Here is a 25,573-nt window from a genome sequence, read left to right on the forward strand (position 1 = left end):
GCCGCCGGTTGGGTGGGTGGATGTTCACCCGGAGATTACGCCGCCTTCAAATTTCCACCAACTCCGAGACACGACCCGTTCACGTTTATAGCTTCACTTCTTGCCTTGGCCTTGGCAGGTTCCGCTCTTGTTTATTGGTTATGGTTTACGGCGCTTGAAACGGTTCCCTTGAACCGGGCCAACGCCTTCAGCTTTCTCATTCCAGTCTTCGGGTTGACCTTGGGTTTCGTGATCTATGGCGAGCGTCTATCGCTCTTGCAGATCATCGGGATCGTTATGATATTCTTGGGTATAGCGCTAGTTCACCGGCGGAAAGCGATGCTTGGAAATGAAGTTGATAGCGAGCGGCCAGCATCTCAATCAGGAGGCGGCGAAGTATGACGGGCACAGAAAATAAATCGTGCGGAGTCACGCATGATCACGACGCAGCCAGAATGGCGCTTTCAGAAGGCAGGCAGGCTTTTTGGGGCTTTCTGATGCGCCGTTTGGGCAACAAAGCGGATGCCGAGGATGTTTTGCAGGAATTCTGCATCCGCGTGCTTACGCGCAAAGAACAATTGCGCGATGTGGAACGGGTGGATTCTTGGCTCTACGCCATATTGCGTTCGACGATGAACGATCATTTCCGCAAGGCGGCACGTCGAGGGCGCCTGACCGAAGCATATGGCGGAGAACCCGAGGAACTAGCTCATGATGCCCCCGAACAGATGGCGCAATTTTGCCGTTGCGTGAACGGTCTGATACCCACCTTGCGCGATGCGGATGCCGACCTGATCCGTCGGATTGACCTTGGCGAGGAGGACCGCGCCACTGTTGCCACCGACATGGGCCTTACGCGGAACGCGCTTGGAGTACGGCTTCACCGAGCCCGCATGGCCTTACGTGACGCGTTGACGGGCCATTGTGGAAAGTGCTGCAAGACAGGATGGGACGATTGCTACTGCCCTCCGATCGGCTGTGAAAGCCCGGAAGACGAGTTGCATTGTGCTCCAAGGGACGTAGCCAAATAGGCGAGTACTGACTCGACTAAGTGTAATGGTTTACGTCAGGGAGCGTCCACTCCTGTGAAAAGCCCGTTTTCGGGCACCACGACGGGAGACCCCGAAATGATATACCGAGGGGGTATATGTCGGATCCGGCAACGCCCGAGCGTCTCGTCACCTGGGAGGAAATGCTTGGCCTTGTTCAGGGTTTGAGTCGCACATGCGCCGCGAGTTCGCGCCATGTCGATGCGCCGATTTCACAGGAACTGTTTCTGCGGGTAGGAGGCGAAGTCCGGACCTTGGTTGAAGCCGCGATGCTTCTGGGCCTCTGGTCCATAGACGGCGCGTATCTCTCTGCCGGATTACGTCGCGACATAGCGACCGAACTTGTGAGCTGCTGCTGAATTTCCAGACGTCGTAACAGAATTTTGCAGACCACAAGAGCGATTCAAAGCCGCCAGATTGACGCCTTGGCAGCTAAGAAACAGGGCCGCCACGAGGCCTCTGATTGTCGCGGAACCGACCAAAGGCAAGCGAAGGAGAGCACGATGCCCTTTTACAACAAACTGCTGACCGTGTAGAAGCTACCAACCGACGCGACTTTCTTTACTATACAACCGCAGCAGCAGGAACAGTTGCCGGAGGGGCCGCGGTCTGGCCATTGGTCGATTCCATGAACCCCTCGGCCGATGTGATCAGTCAGTCAACGATTGCCGTAGATTTGACCGGCGTACAATTGGGGACGCGGATAACCGTTAAATGGGCTGGCAAGCCAGTCTTCATTTGGCGTCGCACGCCTGAGACCGTCGCAAAGGCAAGGGCCACACTGCTTGATGATCTTCCTGATCCGATTGATGACAGCGAGGGGGATCCCAATATCAGTGAACCCTTGCCTGCCCTTGACGGGAACCGAGCGGCCGATGAAGCTGGCGAGTGGTTGATCGTGATAGGCATCTGCACGCACCTTGGCTGTGTGCCGATCGGTCAAGATGGGTCCAGCGTTGGAGAATTCGGCGGGTGGTTCTGTCCGTGTCACGGATCGCATTACGATCTATCAGGCCGAATTCGAAAAGGTCCCGCACCGCGCAACCTCGATTTTCCGCCTTATAGTCTCGGGTCCGATCTGCTGCTGAAGGTTGGAATTGCATGATCTAGCAGAAAATACGCGAAATCTACAGTTTTCCCTGTAATGGAAGGTCGTGGTGGGCGTCTCCGATCTGAAACCTTAATTGAAGGAGGCCTAAATGGACCAGAAAACCACCCAAAGCGAAAACTCTCAAACCGAAAGCCCAAAATCTGGCGGGTGCTGTGGCAGTAATTCCGTCACCTTGGCCGCCGATGTCAAGCCCGTGGCCCGGGCGACTGCTTCACGGTCCAAGGGATGCTGTTGCAGCAAAACCTGAAGCTAATCGCGAAGAAACCTTACATGGCGAGAAGGTCAGGCCAGTAATTCGGCAATGAAAGGAGATCACAGTCATGATTACGCTAAGCGCAATTGTAGGGCTCTCTACCCTGCTTCTAATCCACTCATCTCGCTCGCTGCGAAATAGCGAAATTGCCATCCCGATTTTCCTCGACCGGCATCCTAAAACGGCCGATTTCCTCGAGGGTTATTGCGACAAAACGATACAGAAAACCTCGTGACACTCGCGCGTCTGTGGGTGCATCCACCTCTATAACAGGATCGCTCCAAGTGGTTTGAAAGGAGAAATCATGTCGGATTTCGCATCTATTCGCATTGTTCCCATAGGCATGGCGCTTGGGACCCTGCTGGCGGTCAGCTTCCTGCTGTGCGTTGTCTTCGGCCTCGTGTTTCCCGGTGCCACAATGTATCAGGCTTGGCTGCCGCTGCTGCCCGGCGTGACCTGGATCAGCTGGTCCAGCGCCGTTTTGGGCTTGGTCGAGAGCTTTGCCTATGGCTGGTATATCGCCGTGATCTTCGTGCCGACATTCAATTTCTTTTCGGCAAAGAAAGGAGCGTGAAGTGCCGATATTGTCCGACCCGCCCCGGCATCGACTGCAACCGAGGAACGGGGCGGCGCGGCAGATGGAAAAGCTGAAAGACACGCCTGTCTGAATACGGGTCAGCGAAGACACCTGATTTCCGCCGGGCGCCGGCACATTTTCGAGTTCTCGGTCCGGCGATAGACAGCATCTCGCCGGAACGGGACAGGAAAGGACGCAAGATGAACGACAGCAAAAGCCAACCAGCCAGGAAGACCGAAGGCCACGAAACCTTGGACACAGTTCCGGAAGGCTACGCCGGGACGGTCTACACCTGCCCGATGCACCCCGAGATACGCAGCACGGAAGAAGGTAGTTGCCCGAAATGCGGCATGTTCCTGGCCCCCGAGGGCGAGTCCATGGACCACGCCCACCACGGCCATGATCACTCCGGTCACAGTCACGCCCACGGGGCCGCGACCGTGGGGGTCAAGGGGGGTGAATACGACACCGTGCCCGAAGGCTACACCGGAACGATTTACACCTGCCCGATGCACGCCGAAGTCAGGCATCCCGGCCCTGGCTCCTGCCCGATCTGCGGTATGGGGCTGGAGCCCGCGACCGTCAGCGCAGAGGACGAAGGCCCGAACCCCGAACTGGTCGACTTCACCCGGCGGTTCTGGGTTGGTGCCGTCCTCACCATCCCGGTCCTGATCCTTGCGATGGGGCCGTTCGTCGGCTTCACCTTTTTCAAGGAACTGCTGGGGGAACGCACATCTCTCTGGCTGGAACTGGTAATGTCGACGCCGGTCATCCTGTGGTCGGGCTGGCCTTTCTTTGTGCGCGGCTACCATTCCTTCCGGACGATGAACCTGAACATGTTCAGCCTCATCGGCATGGGCGTGGGCGCGGCCTATGTGTTCAGTATCCTCGCGGTCGTCGCGCCCCAGATATTCCCCGAGGGCTTTCGCGACGAGAACGGTAATGTCGGAGTCTACTTCGAAGCCGCCGCCGTGATCGTAACGCTGGTTCTTCTGGGCCAGGTTATGGAACTGCGCGCCCGCGAAGGGACCGGAAAGGCGATCCGCGCCCTGCTCGACATGGCCGCGAAGACAGCGGTGGTGATCCGCCCCGATGGAACCGAGGAAGAGATCGAACTCGACCAGGTGCAACTGGGCGATCACCTGCGTGTCCGGCCCGGCGACAAGGTGCCGGTCGATGGGGTCGTTGTCGAAGGGCGCTCGTCGGTGGACGAGTCGATGATCACCGGCGAGCCCGTTCCCGTCGAGAAAGTCGCAGGCGAACCCGTCACCGGCGCGACGATCAACGGCACCGGCAGCCTCGTGATCGAGGCCACGCGCGTCGGCGCCGACACAATGCTCAGCCAGATCGTTCAAATGGTCGCCGATGCGCAGCGCAGCCGCGCGCCGATCCAGAAATATGCCGATCAGGTGGCAGGCATGTTCGTGCCGGCTGTCATAGCGATCGCCATCGTGTCTTTCGTTGCGTGGTCTATCTGGGGACCAGACCCGGCCATGGCCTATGGCCTTGTATCGGCCGTCGCGGTGCTCATCATAGCGTGCCCCTGCGCGCTTGGCCTTGCCACGCCAATGTCTATCATGACTGCGACGGGTAGGGGCGCGCAGTTGGGTGTGCTTATCAAGAACGCTGAAGCGCTGGAGCGATTCGAGAAGGTCGACACGCTGATCGTGGACAAGACGGGAACCCTGACCGAAGGCAAGCCAAGACTGGTCGCGGTGCTGCCCGAGGACGGCCATGACGAGGCTGAGGTGTTGCGCCTCGCCGCCTCGCTCGAACGCGGGTCGGAACACCCGCTGGCCGAGGCAATCGTGCGCGGCGCTGAGGAGCGCGGCGTGGATTTCGCCAAGGCCGAGGACTTCGAGGCCGTCACCGGCAAGGGAGTTAAGGGGCGGGTCGATGGCAAATCGGTCGCACTCGGCAATGCGGCTCTGATCCGCGACATGGGGCTGGACAGCGGTGCGCTGGTGGATGCCGCCAATGCGCGGCGTGACGAAGGTGAGACCGTCATGTTCATTGTGCTGGACGGTACGATCGCCGGGCTGGTCTGCGTGGCCGACCCGGTGAAGGAGACCACGCCCGCCGCACTCAAGGCGCTGCACGAACTGGGGTTCCGCATCATCATGGCCACCGGCGATAACGAGCGCACCGCGCAGGCCGTCGCGAACCGCCTTGGCATTGACGAAATCCGTGCCGATGTCCTTCCCGAGGACAAGGCCCGGATCATCAAGGAATTGCAGGAGCAGGGTCGGAAAGTCGCGATGGCGGGAGACGGGGTCAATGATGCCCCGGCGCTGGCACAGGCCGATGTCGGCATTGCCATGGGCACCGGCGCAGACGTCGCAATCGAGAGCGCGGGCTTCACCCTCGTCAAGGGCAATCTTGACGGCATCGTGCGCGCCCGGAAGCTGAGCCAGGCCACGATGCGCAACATCCGCCAAAACCTGTTCTTCGCGCTGATCTACAACGCCTCGGGCGTGCCGATCGCGGCCGGCGTGCTCTACCCATTCTTGGGTATCCTGATCGGACCGATCTTCGCCGCCTTTGCCATGAGCGCGTCTTCACTATCGGTCGTTGTGAACTCGCTTCGGCTGCGGCGACTGAAATTCTGAACCGCTTATCGCGGACAATTCCACCATTCAACCTGAGTAGGGCCAGACCAAATGACAGAGCAGCATCATGATCAGGACAATCATCACGACAATCGCGAAAAGGGTTTCTGGAAGTCCCGCACGGGCATCTACCTCTTGATTGCTCTCGGGATCGGTGCGGCCCTACTCGCGTTCGAACACCGTGTCCACATTTTCGGAGGCAACGGGTTTCTCGCGCTGCTCCTTCTGGGATGTGTTGTAATGCATGTTTTCATGCACGGTGGCCACGGTGGTCATGGTGGGGGTGACAAGTCATGATGCACGAACCTGGTTATGGGCTATGGTTTTTTGCCCTGCTGAATGCGGCCATTTTCATCATGTTTGCATTCAGCTTCTTCAAGCCGCAAACGGCGCGCGACTGGCGCAGTTTCGGGGCCTTCAGTGCGTTTCTAGTGGCGTTGTTTGCTGAGATGTACGGCTTCCCTCTCACGATTTTCCTGTTGTCCGGCTGGTTGCAAACGACCTACCCGGGAATTGACTGGTTTTCGCACGACGCCGGACATTTGCCGGAAATGCTCTTCGGTTGGCAGGCAAACCCGCATTTCGGCCCGTTTCACATCCTCAGTTTCGTCTTCATCGGTCTCGGCTTCTGGATGATCTCAGCCGCATGGCGCGTGCTCTATCATGCCCAAAGGAGCGGAAGGCTGGCCACCAGCGGTCCCTATGCGCGCGTGCGTCATCCGCAATATGTCGGCTTCGTTCTGGTTTTAACCGGCTTTCTGGTCCAGTGGCCCACACTGCTAACACTGGCAATGTATCCGGTGCTTATCTGGATGTATGTGCGGCTGGCCCGCGCGGAAGAGCGCGAGACACGGGCCGCGTTCGGAAAGGAATTCGACGCCTACGCAGCCAGTGTACCTGCCTTCGTTCCGGCACTGAGACCCACGCAAGACTCCACTCAATGAACACGGAGGGAGAAAACCGATGAGTGATCTGAACACCCATTCGAAGCCCGAGGCAGATGGCATGGCGGCACGGTTTCCCACCGCCTATTCCATCCTGTTCGGGCTCATCATTGTTGTCGCGGCGCTGACCTGGATTATCCCTGCGGGCCAGTATGACCGGGCCATGAACGAAGAGGTCGGACGCGAGATCGCGGTGCCGGGCACCTATCAGACGGTCGAGCCCAATCCGCAGGGTTTCGTCGATGTGATGCTTGCGCCCGTCGCCGGGTTCTACGATCCGGACAGCTATGCGGCCAATGCGATCGACGTTGCGTTGTTTGTGCTCCTGCTCGGCGGGTTTCTGGGTGTGGTGAACGCCACCAAAGCCATCGATACTGGTATCCAAACAGCCATGGGGCGCATGAAGGGGCGCGAGATCTGGATGATCCCGATCCTGATGTCACTGTTCGCCGTGGGCGGCACGACCTATGGTATGGCCGAGGAAACACTGGCTTTTTATGCGCTGCTGATCCCGGTAGTCATAGCCGCGGGATTTGACGCCGTTACCGGCGTCGCGATCATCCTGATCGGGGCGGGCATCGGCACCCTCGGCTCCACGATCAACCCGTTTGCAACCGTAATCGCATCTAACGCGGCGGGGATACCCTTTACCCAGGGCATGGCGTTGCGGCTGGTCATCCTGATCGGCGGGCTTCTGACATGCATCGCCTACGTGATGCGCTACGCCTCAAAGGTGAAGGCCGATCCGTCCCGCTCGGTGGTCGCCAAGCAGCACGATGCACATCGTCGGATATTTCTGGGCGCTGACGATGCCGAATTCACCGAACCGAAGCTGACAGGAACTCAGAAGCTGGTGCTGGTCCTTTTCTTCGCCACCTTCGCGGTGATGATCTGGGGAGTGTCGAGCCAGGGTTGGTGGATGGCACGGATGGGGGCGCTCTTCTTCGGCATGGCCATCGTCGTAGGCCTGGTCGCGCGGATGGGGGAGAAGAAACTGACCTCTGCTTTTGTGGACGGGGCGAAAGACCTGCTTGGCGTGGCGCTGGTGATCGGCTTGGCGCGCGGAATCGTTGTGATCATGGAACAGGGCCTGATCGCCGACACCATCCTCAACAGCGCTGCAGAAACGTTGGGTGGCCTATCCGAGATAGCCTTCATAAATCTGATGCTCTGGATCGAGATCGGGATGAGCTTTCTGGTGCCGTCCTCTTCGGGGCTCGCGGTCCTGTCGATGCCAATTCTGGCCCCGCTGGGGGATTTTGCCAGCGTCAGCCGTGATCTTGTGGTGACAGCATATCAATCGGCGAGCGGCCTTGTGAATCTGATCACGCCGACCTCGGCCGTCGTCATTGGCGGTCTGGCGATCGGCCGCGTATCCTTCGACCGCTGGGTGGTGTTCGTCTGGCCGCTTCTGCTGATGCTCGCGATTTTCATCATGGCCGCGCTCAGCGTTGCCGCGACCCTCTGATCCAAAGGAAAATATCAATGACAGATCATGCCCTTGGCGTAAATTCTGAAACCGGCAAGCTGCGGCAGGTTATCGTCTCGCCACCCGGCCTAGCCCATCGGCGCCTGACCCCAGACAATCGCGAGGAACTGCTGTTCGACGATGTGTTCTGGGTCAAGCAGGCGATCCGCGATCACGATGTCTTCGCGGCGATCATGCGCGAGAGGGGGGTCGAGGTTCTGGACGCCATGACCCTGCTGGCCGAGACTCTGGACGTCGAAGACGCGCGGGCCTGGATTTTGGACCACCGCATCACTCGTAACGATGTGGGGGTCGGCATGCGTGACGACCTGCGCGCCTGGATGGAAGAATTGCCCGGAGAAGAACTTGCTCGCTACCTCGTTGGCGGGTTCACGGTAGATGATCTACCCTTCACCCCTTCAGGCATGTTCGGTAGCTATCTAGGGCAGCACGGTTTTGTGCTCCCGCCACTACCGAATTTCATCTTCACACGCGACAACTCTGCCTGGGTCTATGGCGGCGTGTCACTGAACCCTATGCATTTCGCGGCACGCCGACCCGAGACGCTGCTCATGGCCGCCGTCTACCGGTTCCATCCGACATTCACGGATCGGGTGCGGGTCTGGTTCGGTGATCCGACGCGGGATTTCGGTGCGGCCACGCTGGAGGGCGGGGATATCATGCCGATCGGGCACGGCGTGGTCATGGTCGGTATGGGCGAACGCTCGACGCCCCAGGCTGTCGGACAGCTTGCCGAGGCATTATTCGCCAGCGGCGACGTGCAGCGCGTCATCGCCTGTCAGATGCCGCGGTCGCGCGCGGCGATGCATCTTGATACCGTTTTTACCCATTGCGGGGGGGATGTCGTGACCACGTTCAAGGAAGTGGCTGACGCGATCACCTGCTATGACCTGCGCCCCGGCGAAGGAAAGGCGCCGCTCGATATCCGGCGGGATGCCCGGCACCTGTTCGAGATCACGGCCGAAATCCTGGGCTTCAAGCGCCTGAACCTCGTTCCCACGGGCGGCAGCGACCTGGCCGAGCAGTCGCGCGAGCAGTGGAACGACGGCAACAACGTGCTGGCACTCTCGCCGGGGGTCGTCATCGGCTACGATCGCAACGACGATACCAATGCCGCACTCGAAAAGGCCGGCATCGAGGTGCTGGCCATTCCCGGGGCCGAGCTTGGCCGGGGGCGTGGCGGCAGCCACTGCATGAGTTGCCCCACCATTCGGGACCCTATCTGACGAAAGGAGACCCCATGTCCTACAATCTGCGAAACCGCCATTTCCTGACGCTGCGCGATTTCAGCTCTCAGGAGATCGCCTTTTTGCTGAAGCTCTCAGCCGATCTCAAGGCCGCCAAATACGGCGGCTACGAGGTCCCGCGCCTGACCGGCAAGGAAATCGCGCTCATCTTCGAAAAGGACAGCACCCGCACCCGCGTGGGCTTCGAGGTTGCGGCCCACGATCAGGGCGCGCATGTCACCTATCTTGGTCCTTCTGGGTCGCATCTGGGCAGGAAGGAAACCGTGAAGGATACCGCCCGCGTTCTGGGGCGGGTCTATGACGCGATCGAATATCGCGGTTTCGGCCAGCCCATTGTCGAGACACTCGCGAGATATGCCGGCGTGCCGGTCTACAACGGGCTGACGGACGAGTTCCACCCGACGCAGATCCTCGCGGATTTCCTGACCATGCAGGAGCACTCGGACAAGCCGCTGGGTCAGGTCGCCTTTGCCTTTCTGGGCGACGTGGGCAACAACATGGGCGACAGCCTGCTGATCGGTGCGGCCAAGATGGGCATGGATGTGCGTTTGTGTGCGCCGGAAAACCTCTGGCCAACGGAAGCAATACGCAGCGAGGCCACAGAAATTGCTGATCGAACCGGTGCTCGGCTAATGCTGACCGATGCGGTAGACGACGCTACGCAGGGCGTCGACTTCATTTACACTGATGTTTGGGTCTCAATGGGCGAACCAAAAGAAAAATGGGCTGAGCGAATAGAACTGCTCAAACCTTACCAGGTGACAAAGCAGGTAATGGCGCAAACCGGCAATCCGCACACCAAATTCATGCATTGCCTACCGGCGTTCCACAATGCCGAGACCGAGCTTGGTGCCGAAATCGCCAGCCAATTCGACATCACGGCGATGGAAGTCACCGAGGAGGTGTTCGAAAGCCCGGCCTCCATCGTCTTCGACCAGGCCGAGAACCGGCTCCACACCATCAAGGCAGTCCTCGTCGCCACGCTGGGAAACTAGCCCATGCTTGTCGTTGCAGCCCTCGGGGGAAATGCCCTTCTGCGCCGTGGCGAACCTCTGACCGCGGAGACCCAACGCACCAACGTCGCCACCGCGGCCGCATCGCTGGCACAGATCATCGAGGCCGGCCACCAACTGGTTGTCACTCATGGCAACGGGCCGCAAATCGGCCTGTTGGCACTTCAGGGTGCCGCCTACAAACCCGATGAGGTGTTCCCGCTGGATGTGCTGGGGGCGGAAACCGACGGCATGATCGGCTATCTCATAGAGCAGGAGCTCGAGAACGCCCTGGGCCATGACCGCCCGGTCGCGACACTGCTGACCCAGGTCGAGGTCGACCCCAAAGACCCTGCCTTCGCCAGACCGACCAAGTTCATCGGCCCGGTCTATGACAAGGCCGAAGCCGAACGGCTTGCGCAGGCGCGGAGTTGGAGCATCGCCGCGGATGGTGCGCACTGGCGGCGTGTCGTCCCCTCACCAATGCCGATGGACATTCCGGATTTGCGGGTGCTTCAGCTCCTGCTCGAGCAGGATGTGACGCTGATCTGTGCAGGTGGCGGCGGCATTCCGGTCGTCCGTCGGCCGGACGGATCGCTGATCGGGATCGAGGCGGTGATCGACAAGGATCACGCGACAGCCCTTCTGGCGCACAAGCTGAACGCCGACGCGCTGTTGCTGCTGACGGATGTCGAGGCCGTGTTTCGCGATTTCGGCACCGAGGCGCAATCGGCCATCGACAGGATAACGCCGGAAGACGCCGGGCATCTCGATCTGCCCGACGGGTCGATGGCACCCAAGGTGGCCGCCGCCGCGACTTTTGTCTCGGGCCGAAACCGTTTCGCCTGCGTCGGCCGCCTGGAGGATGCGCTTGCCATGCTGCAAGGCCGCGCAGGGACGATGATCGCCGAGGCGGACTGAGGGCGAACACAGCACCACCGGCGGGGTGGCGGGCGGCTGGGGCAGCCGCGCCCCGAGCCAACACCGACACCGGCCGACCGGAAGGTCAGGCGGTTCGGTCCACCCTCTGCGCGGCGTTCCGTGTCGGCGGTCTGAAAGCCCACCAGATCAGTCCCAACCCGATCAGGACCATCGGAAAAGACAACGCCTGCCCCATGGTCAGACCCCAGTCTCCGAAATGCAGAGCATGCCCAACTGGGTTTCCCACGCTCACGAACTGCATGTCCGGTTGCCTGAAGAACTCGACGAAGGCCCTGGACAGGCCGTAGGCGACAAGGAATATTCCCGTAAGGGCGCCGGGCCTTTTTAGCCAACCTTTTCGCCATGCCAGAACCAGCAGCAGGATGCCCAGCACCAAGCCTTCGAGAAGCGCCTCGTAGAGCTGTGAGGGATGCCTTGCGCACAGTCCTTCAACCCCCGGGCAGGCCTGGGCCATATCGCCGGGAAAGATCACGCCCCAGGGCATCTGCGTCGGACGTCCCCAAAGCTCGTTGTTGGTGAAATTGGCGAGGCGCCCGAGAAAGAGGCCCGGAGGTGTCGCAAGCGCAAGAAGGTCTGCCGTACCAAGCATCGGGCTCTTTTCCCGAATGCAGAATGCAATCGCCGCGATCGCTACGCCAAGAAAGCCGCCATGGAACGACATGCCGCCCTGCCAGACCATCAGGATTTCCAGGGGGTTTTGCAGGTAGTATTGCGGCTGGTATAACAGGACGAAGCCGAGGCGCCCGCCAAGAATCACCCCCAGTATCACCCATGTCAGAAAGTCTTCGAGCTGCTTCGCGGTCATTGGCGGTCCCGACTCCGGCCACAGCGCAGCCCGCCTGACCGCCCGGACGCAAAGCCGCCAACCGATGAGGATACCTACGATATAGGCCAACGCATACCAGCGCAGCGCGAGGTGAAAGCCACCGATATCGACCGAAAAAAGTTCGGTGCCGATATCCGGGAACGGGATAGCAGCGGTCAGCATGTCTTGTCCTTCTAGGTTTTAGCGTGAGAGTCATGGTGGGCATCGCCGTCCCGCAGGTGGCGCAGGTAGAACCGTTCAAAGGCGAAGACAGCTGCCATCAACACGAGGGAGATTACTACGATCAGCGGGTCGCTTTGCCATTTCAGCACCGCGAAGGCCGACAGCACGACGATATCCAGGGTGATCGCTGTCACCAGGACGGCCCCCGCGGCGCCGATCTCGTGCCGGAGATGGCGGAACACGCCCCAGTGAATGATGATGTCCATGACAAGGTAGAAGAACGCCCCCAGCGACGCGATCCGGCTTAGGTCGAAAAATACGGTCAGGAAGCCCGCGATCACCACCGTGTAGATAAGGGTGTGATCGCGGATCGCACCCTTCATTCCGAAATGGCTGTGAGGGATCAGCTTCATGTCCGTCAGCATGGCCAGCATGCGTGACACCGCGAAGATGCTCGCGATCAGACCCGAGGACGTGGCGACGATCGCCAGAAGAACCGTCAGGTAAAAGCCCGTCCGGCCCAAGGTCGGCCCTGCGGCCTCGGCCAGCGCATAGTCCTTGGCCGCGATGATCTCCTCCAGGGTCAGGCTGGAGCCGACGGCGAAGGCGACCAGAAGGTAGACGATCACACAGATGCCGATGGAGGCGATGATCGCCCGGCCGACATTGCGGTTTGGGTCGGTCACTTCCGCCCCGCTGTTGGTGATCGTGGTGAACCCCTTGAAGGCCAGGATCGACAGGGCTACGGAGGCGACGAAACCGCCGATCTGTGTCGATTGACCGTCCGTCGCCGCCTCGAACGAGACGCCACCCGCCCAGAGCGCGGCCGCGCCGAACAACGCGATGCCGCCGACCTTCAGGATGGCCATGACGATGGAGAACAGGCCAACGGATCGGTTGCCTGCCGCGTTGATGAAATAGGAAAAGACGATCAGCCCTACGCCGAGGGCCGGCACGGCCCATCCCGTTCGCTTGAGCCCCATGCCTTCCAGCAGGTAGGTGGCGAAGGTCCGTGCCACCAAGCTTTCGTTGATGACCATTGACAACGCCATCAGAAGCGCGGCGGCCGCGGCGATGGTCGTGGGGCCATAGGCCTTTTGCAGGATCATCGCAATGCCGCCGGCCGAGGGGTAGGCATTTGACATCTTGACATAGGTGTAGGCACTGAACGCGGTGACGAGCGCACCCGCGATGAACGACAGCGGAAAGAGCGGTCCGGCAAGCTGCGCGATCTGCCCGGTCAGCGCGAAGATGCCCGCTCCGATCATCACGCCCGTGCCCATCGCAATCGCGCCAGCCAGTGTGATGCTGTTCGCCTTGTATTCCGACTTCATTTCAATGCCTCCGCCTGATCATGGGTATCGCCGGATCGGGCCGACGGCCTCGCGCCGCGCGCGCGCCAGCACATGTCACAAACCGGATCACCGGCCGAGAGCGTCCTGGGCCTGCGGTAGTGTCCCCGCCGGCCGTCGCCGGCGATGATATCCGCGCCGGGCCAGTCATAGAGGCACCAGCTCTGTCGGAACGCCTCCAGCAGTTCGGGGTCCGCGCGGCGCGTCGCCACCTTGCGCGCGAAACTCTGCGGAGGACAATGGGTGAAATGCGTTTGCAGGTCGTCACCCTCCCGGAAGACGCGCGTTTCGTAGCCGGGTGCGCCGACCGGGCGGAACGGAAAAACCAGCAGGGTTCGAATCGTCCAGCGCAGCCTGCGTCCGGGATTGCGGCTGACGACCCGCGCAGGTAGCGATGACAGGCGCAGCATGCGGCTGTAGAGATCCCAACCGATATCGGCCACGACCGAATGCGCGCAATCCGTTCCGACCCCGTGCCGTCGCAGCGCCGCATCGGCGGCGAGGGTATAGACGGCGAGTTCGACCATCAGACGGCTTCCGCTGTTGGGGAGGGCGTGCAGCCCGGCGATCTCCCGCATCTCTTCAACGACCCGGTCCAAAGTCTCGAGAAACCTGTCCCTGTCCTGCCGCAGCCAGCGCATCGTGCCGCCGTCCTCGTCGTAAAGCGTCCGGTTCGCCAGATGCCAGCGACAGGTCCGGCGCAGTTCCCGCCTCAGGCACCAGCGCACCGTCCTCCAGTGGAACGGCGCGGGTTGCTGCGGTGATGTGCGCGGGTCAGTCATGCGCTGCCTCCTTACGGCGCTGCTCCCTGATTGCCACGACGACAAGCGGGGTCAGGGTCAGCACGCCCAGTCCGACGGCCGCCCAGGCGGCCCGCCCGGGCTCGCCGCTGACCGCTTCGTTGCCGAAATGGGCCAGGATGAAACTGGCCGGGATGATTCCGGCGAGGGTCGCGAGGGCGAACCGCCAGAAGTGGAGGCAGCTCAGCCCGGCGGCGTAGCTCACGATATCGAACGAGATGAAGGGCATCAGCCGACTGGCGAACACCGTGAACGTCAGCGCGTTCTGCGAGCCCAGCCACCCCCTGTCCACGCTGTCGCCGAGCCACCTGGTCAAAACGTCCCGGCCGAGGAGCCTCGCCAGCGCGAAAGCCACCATCGCGCCCAGCTCGGCCCCGATGACGATGTAAATGGTGCCGATCGTATGGCCATATGCCGCACCCGCCGCGAGGGCGATGGGGGCGCTCGGTATCGGCGTCGCGACGATGGCGACCGTCATCAGCAGGATGATGACGGTGGGCCCCCATGCACCTGCGGCATTCACCCAGGCCGAGACCCGTTCGCCGCTCAGGCTTTCGACGAGCCCGGAGAGTGGGCCGAGAAACAGCGCCGCGACGGCCGCAATTAGTACGGTCGCCACGGCGATCTTCACGATGGTTCGGACGGGGATGCCATGCGCCAACAAACGGGCCTCATTCCAGATAAAGTACAAGAAAGAACGCGGCGGCGAGCAGGTCGAAGACGACGCAGAAGGGGATGTACCATTTCGGCACGGGCGCGCCGAACGCCCCGTTGTGGTGCAGCAGGTCCCAGACGGCATGCGCCGCCAGCCCGAGCGGCAGCGCGAGCGGGGACCACAGCAAGCCGGCCAGCGCCATGATGGCGTAGAAGATGGCGACGCCAAGCTCCATCCAGAAGATCCGTGTGGCACCGTCGGACGCGCCGAAGCCGATATAGGTCCCCCCGATCAGGGCCAAGGTCAGGGCCGCGATCGCCACCGAGACGTCCTCGCTCACCAGCAGGTGCACCGGCGCGAAGGCGAGGAACAGCCCTGCCCCGACGGCGCTCGGCCCCAGCGTTCGGACAAGGGTCCAGGTCCGGGTTTCGTCGGTTGTCATCTTGCGGGTACCCCATTTTAACTGGTCGATTCGGCGGTTCCATTTAACCATAGGGATTCCAGCAGCTAGAAGGTCAAGGTCTGATGCCGACGCGCCGTCAGGCGGCGTTGACCACTGCTCGCATCATGTCACGAACTTTACCCGCGACCCCGTGCAGCGCATTGCTTTCGATGGCCTGCATGGATGCCACCGGGTCGATGGCACTGATCTCGGTGCCGCCTTCGACGTCTCGAAGGACGACATTGCAGGGCAGCATCGCGCCGACGCGCGGCTCGATTTCGATGGCCTTGTACGCCATGTCCGGGTTGCAGACCCCGAGGATGCGATAGGGCGCCATGTCGGCACCAATCTTGTTCTTCATCGTCGCCTTGACGTCGATTTCGGTCAGAACGCCAAAGCCTTGTTCGGCCAGCGCCTCACGGACTCGCGCTTCCGCTTCGTCGATATCGGCACCTTGCAGAGTGCGATCATAGGTATAACTCATTGCGATTGCCTTTTCGCTCACTTGGACAGGTATTTAACCAGTGCCAAGACCCCCAGCACAGCCAATACGAAGATGAGCAGCATTCACAGGCCGCCCATTCCAAAACCCATCATGTCGATTTCCTGTTTCGGGAGTGGCGACAGCACCGGCCCGGGGGCCGGCGCCGCTATCCTCAGTTGCTGCCGGTGCCGCCGGAATTGCCCATGCCGGAGCCCATGCCCTGGCCGCTGCCAGCTTGGCCCTGCTGCATCTGGCCCATGCCGGAACGCATCTTCTTCATGCGCTCCATCTTCTTGGCCGGGGCGGTCATTTCATCGCCGGTGATGGCGCCGTCTCCATCCGCGTCCAGATGCTGAAACCGGTCGACCATCTTCTCGCGGATCATCGCGCTGTGCAGCGCCTCGAACTCGGCGATGGACAGCGTGCCGTCACCATCGCTATCATATTCGGACAGTTTGGCCTGCAGCTGTTCCCGCATCTCCTGCGGCGTCACGTTGCCGTCACCATCGGCGTCGAGCATCGGCATCATGGCACCGCCCATCATGCCGCCGCCGTGGCCGCCCATCATGCCGCCATCCATCATGTCGCCATGCATGCGGTGCATCTTCATCATCATCTTCATCATGCCGGGCATGTCGCCCATCCCGGGCATATCGCCCATCATGCCGGAGCCGTCGCCCTGCATCATCATTCCACCTCCGGCGGGTTTGGGTTTGGAACCATGACCATGGTCGTTTTGCGCATAAGCGGCCCCACCGAGCGCGGTTGCAGCTACCACCGACAGGGCGAGAAATGAGTGTCGAAACATGGTGATCTCCTTTATTGCTGAATCACCACCCCGAGGTATGATTTACAAAGGCCCGTGTCAGCTGGTGCCTCCAGACTTTGGTGTAACGTTTTGTATCGAAATGCTGGGCAGAAGTTCCTCACACGGATTTGATTCGCGCTTCCAAAAACAACTCTGGCACTCGAATCCGAATGACCAAACTGGCTTTTCTTGAGCCCCCACAATTGCCGGGCCTCGCCTTCACCGAGCGCCAGTGAGAACGTGCACAGCGGGCCAACATCACAGAGCTGACCAATCGCCTGCTTAAACGGCTTAGCGATCTGGTAGGTAGCGAGGGGCGTGGCAGCGGCCTTACTCGTCCAGCTCCACAGCGCGTGTCACTCTGCGCACTGACAGGGATGGGCCGCTATATCGGGCCGGTCACGGGTCATCATCCGCGTCAGCAGAAACCCGGCCAAAAGCAACAGCGCGCCACCATAGATCATGCCCTTGGCCGGGACCTCGGCAAAGACCAAAAAACCCAGTGTACTCGCGACGACAGGTGAGACGATGATGTCGACGAGGGAATAGACGTTCGCATTTAACGTCTTTAGGACGATAGAGATTCCGAAATAGGCAAATCCCGTAGATACCAACCCAAGCGCCAGCGCCCATACACCAGCCGGTACGATGATGCCCAGCCTCTTGTTTTCCGCCATGCCCAGCACATCTCCGGTGCCGTAGATCAACAGCGCCGGCGAGAGGACAATAGCCGCCGTCAGCATCGACCACGCGATATCGTTGCCCGTCTCTGACTTACCCTCGTATCGCATGTAGGTGATCATCGCCGCATAGATCGCGCCGTCGGTAAGCGCGACGAGATTGCCGATCAAGTATCCACCTGAGAGGGGTTTGGCGAGCACGATGCCGACGATGGCGATACCGAAAACGAGAACGTGGCCGAAGCCTGCCTTCTCGCCGAGGAACATCGCCGAGAATATGAACGTAAAGAAGGGTGCCACGCTCCAGAAAATGACGGCATTGGCGATCGGCACCAGCGTCATGGCGTAGTTGAAGACACTGATCTGCGTCGCGATAAGAACACCGATGACAATGGTGTCTTTCAAATTCCCCCAGGGCAGGCGGATCGGTCGGCCTGTGGCGGCCGGCAGCGCGAGCATCAGGAAGGCGGCAGCTGTCAGGATCGCGTAGAAATTCAACGTCTGAATCGGGATTCTGCCGTCGGTCAGCTTGACGAAGACACCGATCGTCGCCTCGGACAAGGTGATCAGAAGGAGAAGCAATATAGTATTCATATCCGGTTTCCGATCTGGCTAAGAGCGTGGCTAGGCGACGCGCAAAGCGGCCCAATTAATCCAGGGGTCTCGCACCCCGGCAGTCATAGATGCGCATCGGGTGCGGTCAGGCCTGATTGTGGTTCTCGCCCGAAGTTATGTCGATGGCTTCTGCACCGCTTTCATCAATGCAACGGTCTTCGACCTGCAAGGTGATGAAAAAGAAGCCAAAGCGCTTGCGCAACATATTATGGGCTGTCTTCAGTGTCTCCTGCGGATCGGCCCCTTGACCGACACGCAGGTGAGCCGAAAAGACATATTTGCCGCTGGTCAATGCCCACGCGTGGACGTGATGTGCGTCCGCAATGCCATCCACCGCCTCCAGGTTCCGCGTGACCTCGCCAAGGCTTACATCGCCCGGGGTACCCTCCATGAGCAAGTGCATGGAATCACGCAGAATCCCCCAGCTTGCCCAAACCAAAACGAAGCCAAAAGCCATACCAAGAATTGGATCGATGAGCAGAAAACCGGTAAACTTTATGACCAGTGCAGTGATGATGATCAGCAGACTCCCAACGAAGGTCTGGATGATGTGCCAGAGCGCACCCTTGACGTTCAGATCGCTCTGGCTCTGCTTCCAGATCAACCCGAGCGAGATGAACTCGGTCACAAGGCCGCCAGCCGCTGCCCACAGCATTGGACCGGTCGGCAGATCAATAGGAGATCCCAGCCGCATTGCCGCCATAACGATCACCACGATCGCCATGGCAAGCAGGAACCCGCCATTGACCAGCGCGCCGATTATCTCCGCGCGATACCAGCCAAAACTGCGATCCTCATCTGCCGGACGGCGGGCAAGTCGTGCTGCAATGATGGCCACAAGGACGCCTCCCACAGCGGAGAAGGTGTGGAACGCATCCGAAATCACAGCAATGGAGCCGGTCCAGAGGCCGATTGCCAGCTCGATGACGAAATAGACGCCCGTTAACCAAGCGGAAATTGCCATGCCTCGTCCGCTCTGTGGCATGTGACCTGCGTGTCCCTTACCGCCCATCATGGTCTCCTTTTCAGTTTGGTTGTTTGAACTTCGATGCATCTTCTGGGAAGAAAAGCATCTTCGGGCCGCCCCGGCCTTCAACCGGGGCGGCCAATTTTCAGAACATCAGACGCGTACCGATCACGATCGAGAATGCATCCGTATCGTCGCCATTGGCGCGGAGAATATCCTTGGTGTCGCCAAACGAGGCTTCATAGTTGACGCCGATATAGGGAGAGAACGCGCGGTCGATAACGTCGTAGCTGAGCCGTGCCCCGAGCTCGACAACCGCACCGCCCGCGCCCCGTTCACGCGCCAGATCATCCTTGAGAGGCAGATCGATTTCGATACTCGGCGTGAGGATCAGCCGATTGGTCAGAAGCGCCTCATATTCTGCCTCGAAACGGAAGAAGGGGTGATCGGAGACAAAGAGATCAGCATCGATCTCGAACCACTGCGGTGCAAGACCCTTGACGCCCACCACGCCAGCGTAGCGGTCGGGAGCGCCATCAGGCGTGTCCGCATAGGCTCCCACCACGGCGTCGAAGAACGTCGAGATCGGGAACTGCAGACGCAGCTGATTTTCCAGCTTCTCAAAATCATCCGATGTCAGACCGAGTTCCGCCTCGCTTCGCCAGACGAATTTTAGCTCATCCGACCCCGCAAGGGCATCAAAATCCCAGACGAAGGCATCCTCGCCATCCATCGCGCGATATTCGAACTGCTCCGCTTGAAAACCCCAGATCAGCGGCTCGGCCTGCGCAACCTGAGCCAAGGGTAGAAGGAGGCCGGCTAGTCCGGCCAGTTTGAAACGTTTCATCATGCTTTTCCTTATATTGACTGGCTCAGGCTGGGCGCCCTCTGACCACGACTTTGCGGAACATGCCACCGTCGGCGTGGTAGGAGAGGTGACAATGGAAGGCCCATTGTCCGGGGGCATCGACCTCGACCTCCATATCGGTCGTGGTGCCGGGCTGGACGCTCACCGTGTGCTTGATGGGGTTACGTGCGCCCTGACCGGTATCGACGATCGACCACATCCCATGCAGGTGCATTGGATGCGCCATCATTGTCTCGTTGATGAACCGGATACGCACCCGCTCGCCATAATTCAGCACGATTGGGTCGGCATCGTCGTATTTCACTCCGTTGATCGACCAGATGTAACGCTCCATGTTGCCCGTCAAACGGAGTTCAATGGTGCGTGACGGAGCACGATTCCGATAGAGCGGGCGTGCGGCGCGCAAATCCTTGTAGGACAAGAACTTTCCGCCATTATAGGCTTTGGGTGTCAGCCCGCTACCAGGTGCGTAGAACGGATCACCTCCGTCTGACATCGCCATGCCGGAATGATCCATACCTTTCATCGCAGGTTGCGCCGACATCTCCATCTTGGAATGGTCCATGCCTTTCATGGTTGAATTGTCCATAGCCTGCGCTGCCGGGGCGGTCGCGGAACCCATGTTGGAGTGGTCCATGCCCTGCATGGCCGAATGGTCCATACCGGTCATGTCTTGCATGCCGCCCGCGTTCTGCATGACGTGGTCACCCATATCCATGCCGCCCATCATCCCGCTCATGTCGGCCATGGTGAGCAAAGGCTTGGGCCGGAGCGGTGGCACGGCCCCGGCATAGCCCTCTCTGGGTGACAGCGTCCCGCGAACCAGGGCGGTGCGCCCCATTGACTCGGCAATGATGCTATAGACCTTGTTCTCTCGCGGCTGGACGATGACGTCATACGTCTCGGCCACGGCAACACGCAATTCGTCAACCGTGACTGGCTTGACGTCGTTGCCATCAGCCTGGACCACGGTCATCTTCAGGCCCGGGATACGCATGTCGAAATAGGTCATGGCCGAAGAATTGACGATCCGCAGACGAACCTTCTCACCGGGCCGGAACAGCCCTGTCCAGTTCTGTGATGTGCTTCGTCCATTGATCAAGGCGGTAAATCCCTGCACATCCTCGATGTCGGTCGGCATCATTCGCATCCGGCCCCACATACCGCGATCCTTGAGGGCTGCTTTTAGACTGTCCTGACGCGAGTCCTCGATCAGGGTCTGCAATGTGCGTTGCGAGCGGTTGTAGTAATCCGGCATCCTCTTGAGATTCCGCATGATCCGGCTGCCCGGATGCGGGTGCTTGTCGGCCAGCTGCACCACATAATCGCGATCCGTCCGAATCCGTTCACCGTCGCGCGGCTCGATCACGATGGCACCGTAAGCGCCATCGGGTTCCTGAAAGCCCGAGTGGCTGTGGAACCAGTAAGTGCCAGCCTGCTGGATCGGAAACCGGTAAGTGAAGGTTTCACCCGGAGCGATACCGTTGAAGCTGATACCGGGAACGCCGTCCTGCTGGAAGGGCAGGATCAGCCCGTGCCAATGAATTGAGGTGCTCTCGCGAAGGTTATTGGTCACGTTTATGGTGACTTCCTCGCCTTCCTTGAACCGCAGGATCGTTGGAATCTGGCTCTTGTTGTAACCGACGCCCATTTTCCGAAAGTTCCCAGTGTCGATCCGAACCCGGTCGACAGTGATATCATAGGTTCCTTTCGATGTGATCTTTGGCGATCCGTGCGCGCGCAATGCCGTCGGCATGGCAAGCGCGGCAGCCGCAGTCAAACCGAACTGACGCCGGGACAGACCTTTTGCCAGATGTTCCGACGAACTGAGCGCTGTATCGGAAAGCGCGCACTGTTTTGCTTTGAAGAGTTGCATACTCTTCTCCTTTGTGATGATTGAGTCGAAGGTTCGCCCGATCAAGGCAGACCTCGAGTAGCTTCTGAGAAGTGATCCCGCGAGTACCCGAGGTGTTTCAGGACCACCCGAACAGGGGAGCCCTTCACACGTTCACGCCGTTTCTTATTTGGACGAGACCGGAAACCTGAGCCGTAAGATGCAGGGATGAGAATCGAAGCGCGTTCAGACTCGCGGAGGGGGCGAAGACGCTTCCGGCTTCAAGCCTTCTGCGTCGACCGCGCGAGACCCATGATAAACGTGCACGACAAAGAGCTTCGGTTCGGGTAGTGCATGATCGGCGTTAGAAAAAGTGACGCAATGCACCATCATACCAGGGCAACCGGGGATAGTATCGTCCGACACAAGATGTGCGTCACAATCACGAACGTCCATCGCGGCAACGTGGCTCCAATCTTCTTGCGGCGAGCCAGCTTCAGGTCCGACAAACGGCATGGCCGCTACCATCAAGACGATGAGCGACAGAATATGAGCCATTCGTGTAAATCTGAAAAAACGCATACGTCCCGTACCCTTTCGTGGCTAAAAAAGCGCGATTGCCAACAAAGATCAAGGATACATTTCGTTACAATAATTAAGCCCCTAAGATGTTGGTTTTTCTTGACCTTCCAGCGCTGGAACATAGCCCCCTCCGACAAATGGTGGGTTAGTCTGAGGCCGGATATGCGACATTTACCAAAGGGTTCGCCTGAACGGTCCCGGTTCCTTTCAAAAACAAAGCTCAAGTGTAACGACGTTCACTACCCCGTTTCGCAGGAGCCATGGCTCGAGAAATTTGAACAGCCAATCCAATTCCATCGCGAAAGCTCATCGTTCAAATATTATGAGCTACGGAGCGTCGTCGCTTCGGTTGTTCCCGCCACATTTAAAATGGTCGCTGCAACATGAGCAAACTTGGTTGGATCATCGCCGGAGTTCTGGTCGTCGGGAGCGGTGCGCTTCTATGGCAGGTCATGCGTCCTGCACCAAGTCAGACGGGGCATTCCATGACGCCGCCCGACATGTCGGGTATTGCTGAAGGTGCGCCCATCGTCGAGGTGAAACTGCCGGACAACTTGGCGTCCCTCGCACAAATGGGAGAGCGCGCCTTTAACGCGAAATGCGCAGTCTGCCACGGGGCCAATGCAGCGGGTCGTGAAGGGAAGGGACCGCCTCTGGTGCACAAGATTTACGAACCCAACCATCACTCGGATATGGCCTTCGTGATGGCGGCGAAGAATGGCGTCCGATCACATCACTGGCGCTTCGGAAACATGCCGCCGGTGGACGGCGTGACAGACGCCGACGTGAAAGCGATCACCGCCTATGTGCGCGCGCTTCAGAAGGAAAATGGGGTTTTCTGATGAACTTGACGCGACGCTCGGGCGTAATCCTTATCGCTTGCCTCACCATATTTGCGATCTCGGTCGTTCTTTCAGGCGGAACAGAGATGTCGCTTGGGACAACTGATTTCCAGCACGTGCACATTGCATCAGAAGCCAACGCCTCGGCGCATCATGAATATGGCGAAACCGACCAATCAGAAGACTGTCATCCCGGCATGGCCTGTTCCTTAATGGCAATTGGCACCCAACAGAAAAATATCACCCAAACACAACGTGTCTTTGACGTGAAGCCGCTGAAGTTTTCCTTGGTGGCGAACCGTTTCACGCCAGTGTTTGACCCGCCACCTCCGCGACGAGCGGTCTGATTTCAACCCAGAACTCTATACTCGACCAATACAAGGAAACTGAAATGCAACCTTATCTCAAAACGATCACAAGCGTCGTGTTCGCTCTAACAACATCAGCGGCATTCGCAGGGGCAGGCCACGACGACGGTCACGGTGATGGACACGCAGCCATGATGGGACAACCTGGCGACCCGGCAAAGGCGGATCGCGTTGTCGAAGTCAGCATGACCGAGATGGCGTTCGACCCGTCGAACATTGAGATCATGGAAGGGGAAACCATCACTTTCGTGGTCAGCAACGACGGTGAATTCGTGCATGAATTCAATCTCGGCACGGAAAAAATGTGGCAGGGCCATATGGACGAGATGATGAAGATGATGGACACCGGCATGATGACGGTCGACAAAATCGACCATGACAAGATGATGCAGGCTGGCATGATGCATGACGATGCCAACAGCGTTCTTTTGGAGCCAGGTCAAAAGGCCAAAGTAACCTGGACCTTCGGCGAAAAGACTGAATTGGGCTTTGCGTGCAACGTGCCCGGACACCGTGAGTCCGGTATGGTCGGTGACATCAGCTTCATGAAACACTAGGCTATAGCTGCGCCTCAGGGCGATTGAAGCGAAAGAAAAGTCTTCAGAGAAGGGCGCTCATGGCGCCCTTTTTTACATTTTCAGTTCTCTAGACCAGCATGACATCGCTTGATGGCTATCGCCCTAACTTGGAGAACCGACCGCACCACTTTCATCCAAAGGGCAGTCGCGTCCATGAGACCTCCTAGGTCCGCACGGGGTACCCGGTGTCGTTTTCCCTGACAACAACCATCCGGCCTTAGGGTCCATTGCGTTTAACACGGCAGGGCACAGCTGTTGCTATCTGCCGCACTTTGCTTGCCCTCCTGGCTTGCTTCCTTGACGCGGTGCGCCCAGGTCACTAGCCCGATGCTCGCGAAAACGAGTACGAAGCCGACCAGGTGGACCGGGTAGAACTTGTCCCCGAGCCAGAGGTATGACAGAGCCAACGCCGATGCGGGCATTGCACTCATGTAGCCCGAGGCCGTGCTTGCCGATATCTGGCTCAGCCCGCGAAACCAGATCAACGTTCCGATTGCGAGCGGCCCCATGCCCCAGACGACCAGCGCGATCCAAGCGTTCAGCGAAGGTTCGGAGAAGTCGAAGCTTGTCGCCTGATAAAGGCCTGGCCCGGCAAAGAGCAACGTTGCGACCCAGACAATCAGAGGCAAGGCCACGACAGGGCTCAGTTCCCGTATCATCTGCTTGCCCAGAATCGAATAAAGCGTCTGGCTGGCGACCGCACAGAAAACCAGTACGCTGCCAAGGACCAATGTCCATCCCGAGGACTGTATCGACTGACCCGATACGTTGATCACGAGCACACCAGCGATGGCCAGCGTAATGGCCAGAAGCTTGCGCCAGCCCAAGCTGTCACCCATGAAGATAAAGGCAGCCGTGGCCATTGCCGCAGGACTCAGGCTCATCACAACCGAACCGACCACACCGTTCACGCGTTGCATGCCGTAGAGCAGGAACAGCGTGAAGGCAACGATGCCCACACCGCCGATTACGACGATCTTGATCCAGTTCTGTCGGGATATTTGGGACAGTTGTTTCCGGTAGATGAAGAGAAAGGGCGTCAATGCCAGGGCCGCTACTGTCAGACGGAGAAAGGGTCCGAGGAACACGGGAAAGGCTTCTGACACGATCTTGGCTGACGGGGTACCTGTACCGAACAGGGCCATGCCGAAGAAAAGTTGGGCATATACCAACAGCTGTCGCTTGAAACTCGAACCGGCCATCGGTGATCCAACACTCCCATAGCTGATTGGTTCCAACAGATTTCTTTAAACCAGAAGGAACGCTTCGAGCGCAAGGCGAACCCCCGCCATGGTGCTGCAACTGTCGAAACTCGATTGCTTCGGGCAGTTGCGCAACCGACCATTTCCGAACCAATGCATTTTCAATTATAGGCTTGTCAGCCTTTCCGCACACCAGATCAGTAATGCAGCAAATGCGGTTGTCGCGTAACCCTTAATTGGGCTCTGCCTCAATCTGTGTGGCGGAACGGTAGCATTCTCGCCCGCAACAATTCTGGACCGGCTCGACCGTACATGG

Annotated in this window: 28 protein-coding genes; 15 read left to right on the plus strand and 13 right to left on the minus strand. The window is 59.4% G+C overall.

The genetic code is table 11. The features are described 5' to 3' along the window. The 12 genes from RBB32_RS20080 to arcC all read left to right on the plus strand — a co-directional run. Positions 1 to 381 (plus strand): DMT family transporter (locus tag RBB32_RS20080; RefSeq protein ID WP_306155392.1); only part of this gene is annotated, 381 nt, incomplete at its 5' end. Positions 382 to 434: 53 nt separating this feature from the next. After that, positions 435 to 1,010, plus strand: a complete 576-nt coding sequence (locus RBB32_RS20085) for an RNA polymerase sigma factor (RefSeq protein ID WP_121143691.1) — start codon at positions 435 to 437, stop codon at positions 1,008 to 1,010. 116 nt (positions 1,011 to 1,126) lie between these two features. Beyond that, a complete protein-coding gene (locus RBB32_RS20090; RefSeq protein ID WP_121143692.1) occupies positions 1,127 to 1,387 on the plus strand; it encodes a hypothetical protein in 261 nt (86 codons plus the stop codon). Between the two features lie 104 nt (positions 1,388 to 1,491). Next, a complete protein-coding gene (gene petA, locus RBB32_RS20095; protein ID WP_085818063.1) occupies positions 1,492 to 2,133 on the plus strand; it encodes a ubiquinol-cytochrome c reductase iron-sulfur subunit in 642 nt (213 codons plus the stop codon). 563 nt (positions 2,134 to 2,696) lie between these two features. Then, a complete protein-coding gene (locus RBB32_RS20100) occupies positions 2,697 to 2,966 on the plus strand; it encodes a DUF5676 family membrane protein (protein WP_085818064.1) in 270 nt (89 codons plus the stop codon). A 203-nt stretch (positions 2,967 to 3,169) separates the two neighbouring features. Beyond that, a complete protein-coding gene (locus RBB32_RS20105; RefSeq protein ID WP_176236605.1) occupies positions 3,170 to 5,578 on the plus strand; it encodes a copper-translocating P-type ATPase in 2,409 nt (802 codons plus the stop codon). 51 nt (positions 5,579 to 5,629) lie between these two features. After that, the gene (locus tag RBB32_RS20110; protein ID WP_085818066.1) at positions 5,630 to 5,875 is read left to right on the plus strand and encodes a DUF2933 domain-containing protein; all 246 of its coding nucleotides are present in this window, start codon (positions 5,630 to 5,632) and stop codon (positions 5,873 to 5,875) included. After that, entirely contained in the window at positions 5,875 to 6,522 is a 648-nt protein-coding gene (locus RBB32_RS20115; RefSeq protein WP_085818484.1) for an isoprenylcysteine carboxylmethyltransferase family protein, read from the plus strand. Before RBB32_RS20110 ends, RBB32_RS20115 begins: the two co-directional genes overlap by 1 nt. 19 nt (positions 6,523 to 6,541) lie before the next feature. Next, the gene (locus tag RBB32_RS20120; RefSeq protein WP_085818067.1) at positions 6,542 to 7,990 is read left to right on the plus strand and encodes a YfcC family protein; all 1,449 of its coding nucleotides are present in this window, start codon (positions 6,542 to 6,544) and stop codon (positions 7,988 to 7,990) included. Positions 7,991 to 8,007: 17 nt separating this feature from the next. Next, positions 8,008 to 9,237 (plus strand): arginine deiminase, encoded by a 1,230-nt coding sequence (locus tag RBB32_RS20125; RefSeq protein ID WP_085818068.1) that lies wholly within the window; start codon positions 8,008 to 8,010, stop codon positions 9,235 to 9,237. A gap of 14 nt (positions 9,238 to 9,251) precedes the next feature. After that, complete coding sequence (gene argF / locus RBB32_RS20130) at positions 9,252 to 10,253, plus strand: ornithine carbamoyltransferase (protein ID WP_085818069.1); 1,002 nt, start codon at positions 9,252 to 9,254, stop codon at positions 10,251 to 10,253. 3 nt (positions 10,254 to 10,256) lie between these two features. Next, entirely contained in the window at positions 10,257 to 11,171 is a 915-nt protein-coding gene (arcC, locus tag RBB32_RS20135; protein ID WP_085818070.1) for a carbamate kinase, read from the plus strand. An 85-nt stretch (positions 11,172 to 11,256) separates the two neighbouring features. Here the strand turns inward: arcC and lgt are convergent, their stop codons facing one another. The 12 genes from lgt to RBB32_RS20195 form a co-directional block, all read right to left on the minus strand. Further along, positions 11,257 to 12,180, minus strand: a complete 924-nt coding sequence (gene lgt / locus RBB32_RS20140) for a prolipoprotein diacylglyceryl transferase (protein ID WP_085818071.1) — start codon at positions 12,178 to 12,180, stop codon at positions 11,257 to 11,259. Positions 12,181 to 12,191: 11 nt separating this feature from the next. Next, positions 12,192 to 13,514: an APC family permease gene (locus RBB32_RS20145; protein WP_085818072.1), complete on the minus strand. Its 1,323-nt coding sequence runs from the start codon at positions 13,512 to 13,514 to the stop codon at positions 12,192 to 12,194. Further along, positions 13,511 to 14,314, minus strand: coding sequence for a hypothetical protein (locus RBB32_RS20150; RefSeq protein WP_139837412.1), 804 nt, complete (start codon positions 14,312 to 14,314; stop codon positions 13,511 to 13,513). Before RBB32_RS20150 ends, RBB32_RS20145 begins: the two co-directional genes overlap by 4 nt. Beyond that, complete coding sequence (locus tag RBB32_RS20155; protein WP_273187167.1) at positions 14,307 to 14,993, minus strand: TVP38/TMEM64 family protein; 687 nt, start codon at positions 14,991 to 14,993, stop codon at positions 14,307 to 14,309. Before RBB32_RS20155 ends, RBB32_RS20150 begins: the two co-directional genes overlap by 8 nt. A 10-nt stretch (positions 14,994 to 15,003) precedes the next feature. Beyond that, a complete protein-coding gene (locus RBB32_RS20160; protein WP_085818074.1) occupies positions 15,004 to 15,429 on the minus strand; it encodes a DUF6010 family protein in 426 nt (141 codons plus the stop codon). A gap of 97 nt (positions 15,430 to 15,526) precedes the next feature. Next, complete coding sequence (locus RBB32_RS20165; RefSeq protein WP_085818075.1) at positions 15,527 to 15,913, minus strand: DUF302 domain-containing protein; 387 nt, start codon at positions 15,911 to 15,913, stop codon at positions 15,527 to 15,529. Between the two features lie 172 nt (positions 15,914 to 16,085). Then, positions 16,086 to 16,721, minus strand: coding sequence for an EF-hand domain-containing protein (locus tag RBB32_RS20170; RefSeq protein ID WP_176236606.1), 636 nt, complete (start codon positions 16,719 to 16,721; stop codon positions 16,086 to 16,088). Between the two features lie 356 nt (positions 16,722 to 17,077). Further along, entirely contained in the window at positions 17,078 to 17,983 is a 906-nt protein-coding gene (locus tag RBB32_RS20175) for a DMT family transporter (protein WP_306155397.1), read from the minus strand. 118 nt (positions 17,984 to 18,101) lie between these two features. Then, complete coding sequence (locus tag RBB32_RS20180) at positions 18,102 to 19,028, minus strand: cation diffusion facilitator family transporter (RefSeq protein ID WP_085818487.1); 927 nt, start codon at positions 19,026 to 19,028, stop codon at positions 18,102 to 18,104. A 100-nt stretch (positions 19,029 to 19,128) separates the two neighbouring features. Next, entirely contained in the window at positions 19,129 to 19,830 is a 702-nt protein-coding gene (locus tag RBB32_RS20185) for a copper resistance protein B (RefSeq protein WP_085818077.1), read from the minus strand. A gap of 25 nt (positions 19,831 to 19,855) precedes the next feature. Continuing rightward, the gene (locus tag RBB32_RS20190) at positions 19,856 to 21,607 is read right to left on the minus strand and encodes a copper resistance system multicopper oxidase (RefSeq protein ID WP_371931092.1); all 1,752 of its coding nucleotides are present in this window, start codon (positions 21,605 to 21,607) and stop codon (positions 19,856 to 19,858) included. Positions 21,608 to 21,931: 324 nt separating this feature from the next. Beyond that, positions 21,932 to 22,243, minus strand: coding sequence for a hypothetical protein (locus RBB32_RS20195; protein ID WP_139837413.1), 312 nt, complete (start codon positions 22,241 to 22,243; stop codon positions 21,932 to 21,934). Between the two features lie 407 nt (positions 22,244 to 22,650). Between RBB32_RS20195 and RBB32_RS20200 the strand changes: the two genes are divergently transcribed. Genes RBB32_RS20200 through RBB32_RS20210 form a run of 3 tightly spaced genes read left to right on the plus strand, consistent with a single transcriptional unit; the run spans position 22,651 to position 24,034 of the window. Next, positions 22,651 to 23,109 carry a cytochrome c gene (locus tag RBB32_RS20200; protein WP_085818079.1) on the plus strand — a complete coding sequence of 153 codons (459 nt, stop codon included), beginning with the start codon at positions 22,651 to 22,653 and terminating at the stop codon, positions 23,107 to 23,109. Then, on the plus strand, positions 23,109 to 23,456 hold the full coding sequence (locus RBB32_RS20205; RefSeq protein ID WP_139837414.1) for a hypothetical protein: 348 nt from the start codon (positions 23,109 to 23,111) through the stop codon (positions 23,454 to 23,456). The genes RBB32_RS20200 and RBB32_RS20205 overlap by 1 nt, the downstream gene beginning before the upstream one ends. Before the next feature lie 44 nt (positions 23,457 to 23,500). Next, on the plus strand, positions 23,501 to 24,034 hold the full coding sequence (locus RBB32_RS20210) for a plastocyanin/azurin family copper-binding protein (RefSeq protein WP_085818080.1): 534 nt from the start codon (positions 23,501 to 23,503) through the stop codon (positions 24,032 to 24,034). A 254-nt stretch (positions 24,035 to 24,288) separates the two neighbouring features. Here RBB32_RS20210 and RBB32_RS20215 read toward each other — a convergent pair whose 3' ends face one another. Further along, positions 24,289 to 25,200, minus strand: coding sequence for a DMT family transporter (locus RBB32_RS20215; protein WP_306155408.1), 912 nt, complete (start codon positions 25,198 to 25,200; stop codon positions 24,289 to 24,291). Positions 25,201 to 25,573 lie beyond the last annotated feature (373 nt).

The sequence above is a fragment of the Roseovarius sp. MMSF_3281 genome (assembly GCF_030733685.1).
Lineage (GTDB): Bacteria > Pseudomonadota > Alphaproteobacteria > Rhodobacterales > Rhodobacteraceae > Roseovarius.

Excerpts from the sequence above, each read along its gene's own strand:
- RBB32_RS20085 (WP_121143691.1), top strand. The coding sequence starts at position 435 with ATGGCGCTTTCAGAAGGCAGGCAGGCTTTTTGGGGCTTTCTGATGCGC.
- RBB32_RS20090 (WP_121143692.1), top strand. The coding sequence starts at position 1,127 with ATGTCGGATCCGGCAACGCCCGAGCGTCTCGTCACCTGGGAGGAAATG.
- RBB32_RS20100 (WP_085818064.1), top strand. The coding sequence starts at position 2,697 with ATGTCGGATTTCGCATCTATTCGCATTGTTCCCATAGGCATGGCGCTT.
- RBB32_RS20105 (WP_176236605.1), top strand. The coding sequence starts at position 3,170 with ATGAACGACAGCAAAAGCCAACCAGCCAGGAAGACCGAAGGCCACGAA.
- RBB32_RS20110 (WP_085818066.1), top strand. The coding sequence starts at position 5,630 with ATGACAGAGCAGCATCATGATCAGGACAATCATCACGACAATCGCGAA.
- RBB32_RS20115 (WP_085818484.1), top strand. The coding sequence starts at position 5,875 with ATGCACGAACCTGGTTATGGGCTATGGTTTTTTGCCCTGCTGAATGCG.
- RBB32_RS20120 (WP_085818067.1), top strand. The coding sequence starts at position 6,542 with ATGAGTGATCTGAACACCCATTCGAAGCCCGAGGCAGATGGCATGGCG.
- RBB32_RS20125 (WP_085818068.1), top strand. The coding sequence starts at position 8,008 with ATGACAGATCATGCCCTTGGCGTAAATTCTGAAACCGGCAAGCTGCGG.
- argF (WP_085818069.1), top strand. The coding sequence starts at position 9,252 with ATGTCCTACAATCTGCGAAACCGCCATTTCCTGACGCTGCGCGATTTC.
- arcC (WP_085818070.1), top strand. The coding sequence starts at position 10,257 with ATGCTTGTCGTTGCAGCCCTCGGGGGAAATGCCCTTCTGCGCCGTGGC.
- lgt (WP_085818071.1), bottom strand. The coding sequence starts at position 12,180 with ATGCTGACCGCTGCTATCCCGTTCCCGGATATCGGCACCGAACTTTTT.
- RBB32_RS20145 (WP_085818072.1), bottom strand. The coding sequence starts at position 13,514 with ATGAAGTCGGAATACAAGGCGAACAGCATCACACTGGCTGGCGCGATT.
- RBB32_RS20150 (WP_139837412.1), bottom strand. The coding sequence starts at position 14,314 with ATGACTGACCCGCGCACATCACCGCAGCAACCCGCGCCGTTCCACTGG.
- RBB32_RS20160 (WP_085818074.1), bottom strand. The coding sequence starts at position 15,429 with ATGACAACCGACGAAACCCGGACCTGGACCCTTGTCCGAACGCTGGGG.
- RBB32_RS20165 (WP_085818075.1), bottom strand. The coding sequence starts at position 15,913 with ATGAGTTATACCTATGATCGCACTCTGCAAGGTGCCGATATCGACGAA.
- RBB32_RS20170 (WP_176236606.1), bottom strand. The coding sequence starts at position 16,721 with ATGTTTCGACACTCATTTCTCGCCCTGTCGGTGGTAGCTGCAACCGCG.
- RBB32_RS20180 (WP_085818487.1), bottom strand. The coding sequence starts at position 19,028 with ATGGGCGGTAAGGGACACGCAGGTCACATGCCACAGAGCGGACGAGGC.
- RBB32_RS20185 (WP_085818077.1), bottom strand. The coding sequence starts at position 19,830 with ATGAAACGTTTCAAACTGGCCGGACTAGCCGGCCTCCTTCTACCCTTG.
- RBB32_RS20190 (WP_371931092.1), bottom strand. The coding sequence starts at position 21,607 with ATGCCGACGGCATTGCGCGCGCACGGATCGCCAAAGATCACATCGAAA.
- RBB32_RS20195 (WP_139837413.1), bottom strand. The coding sequence starts at position 22,243 with ATGGCTCATATTCTGTCGCTCATCGTCTTGATGGTAGCGGCCATGCCG.
- RBB32_RS20200 (WP_085818079.1), top strand. The coding sequence starts at position 22,651 with ATGAGCAAACTTGGTTGGATCATCGCCGGAGTTCTGGTCGTCGGGAGC.
- RBB32_RS20205 (WP_139837414.1), top strand. The coding sequence starts at position 23,109 with ATGAACTTGACGCGACGCTCGGGCGTAATCCTTATCGCTTGCCTCACC.
- RBB32_RS20210 (WP_085818080.1), top strand. The coding sequence starts at position 23,501 with ATGCAACCTTATCTCAAAACGATCACAAGCGTCGTGTTCGCTCTAACA.
- RBB32_RS20215 (WP_306155408.1), bottom strand. The coding sequence starts at position 25,200 with ATGGCCCTGTTCGGTACAGGTACCCCGTCAGCCAAGATCGTGTCAGAA.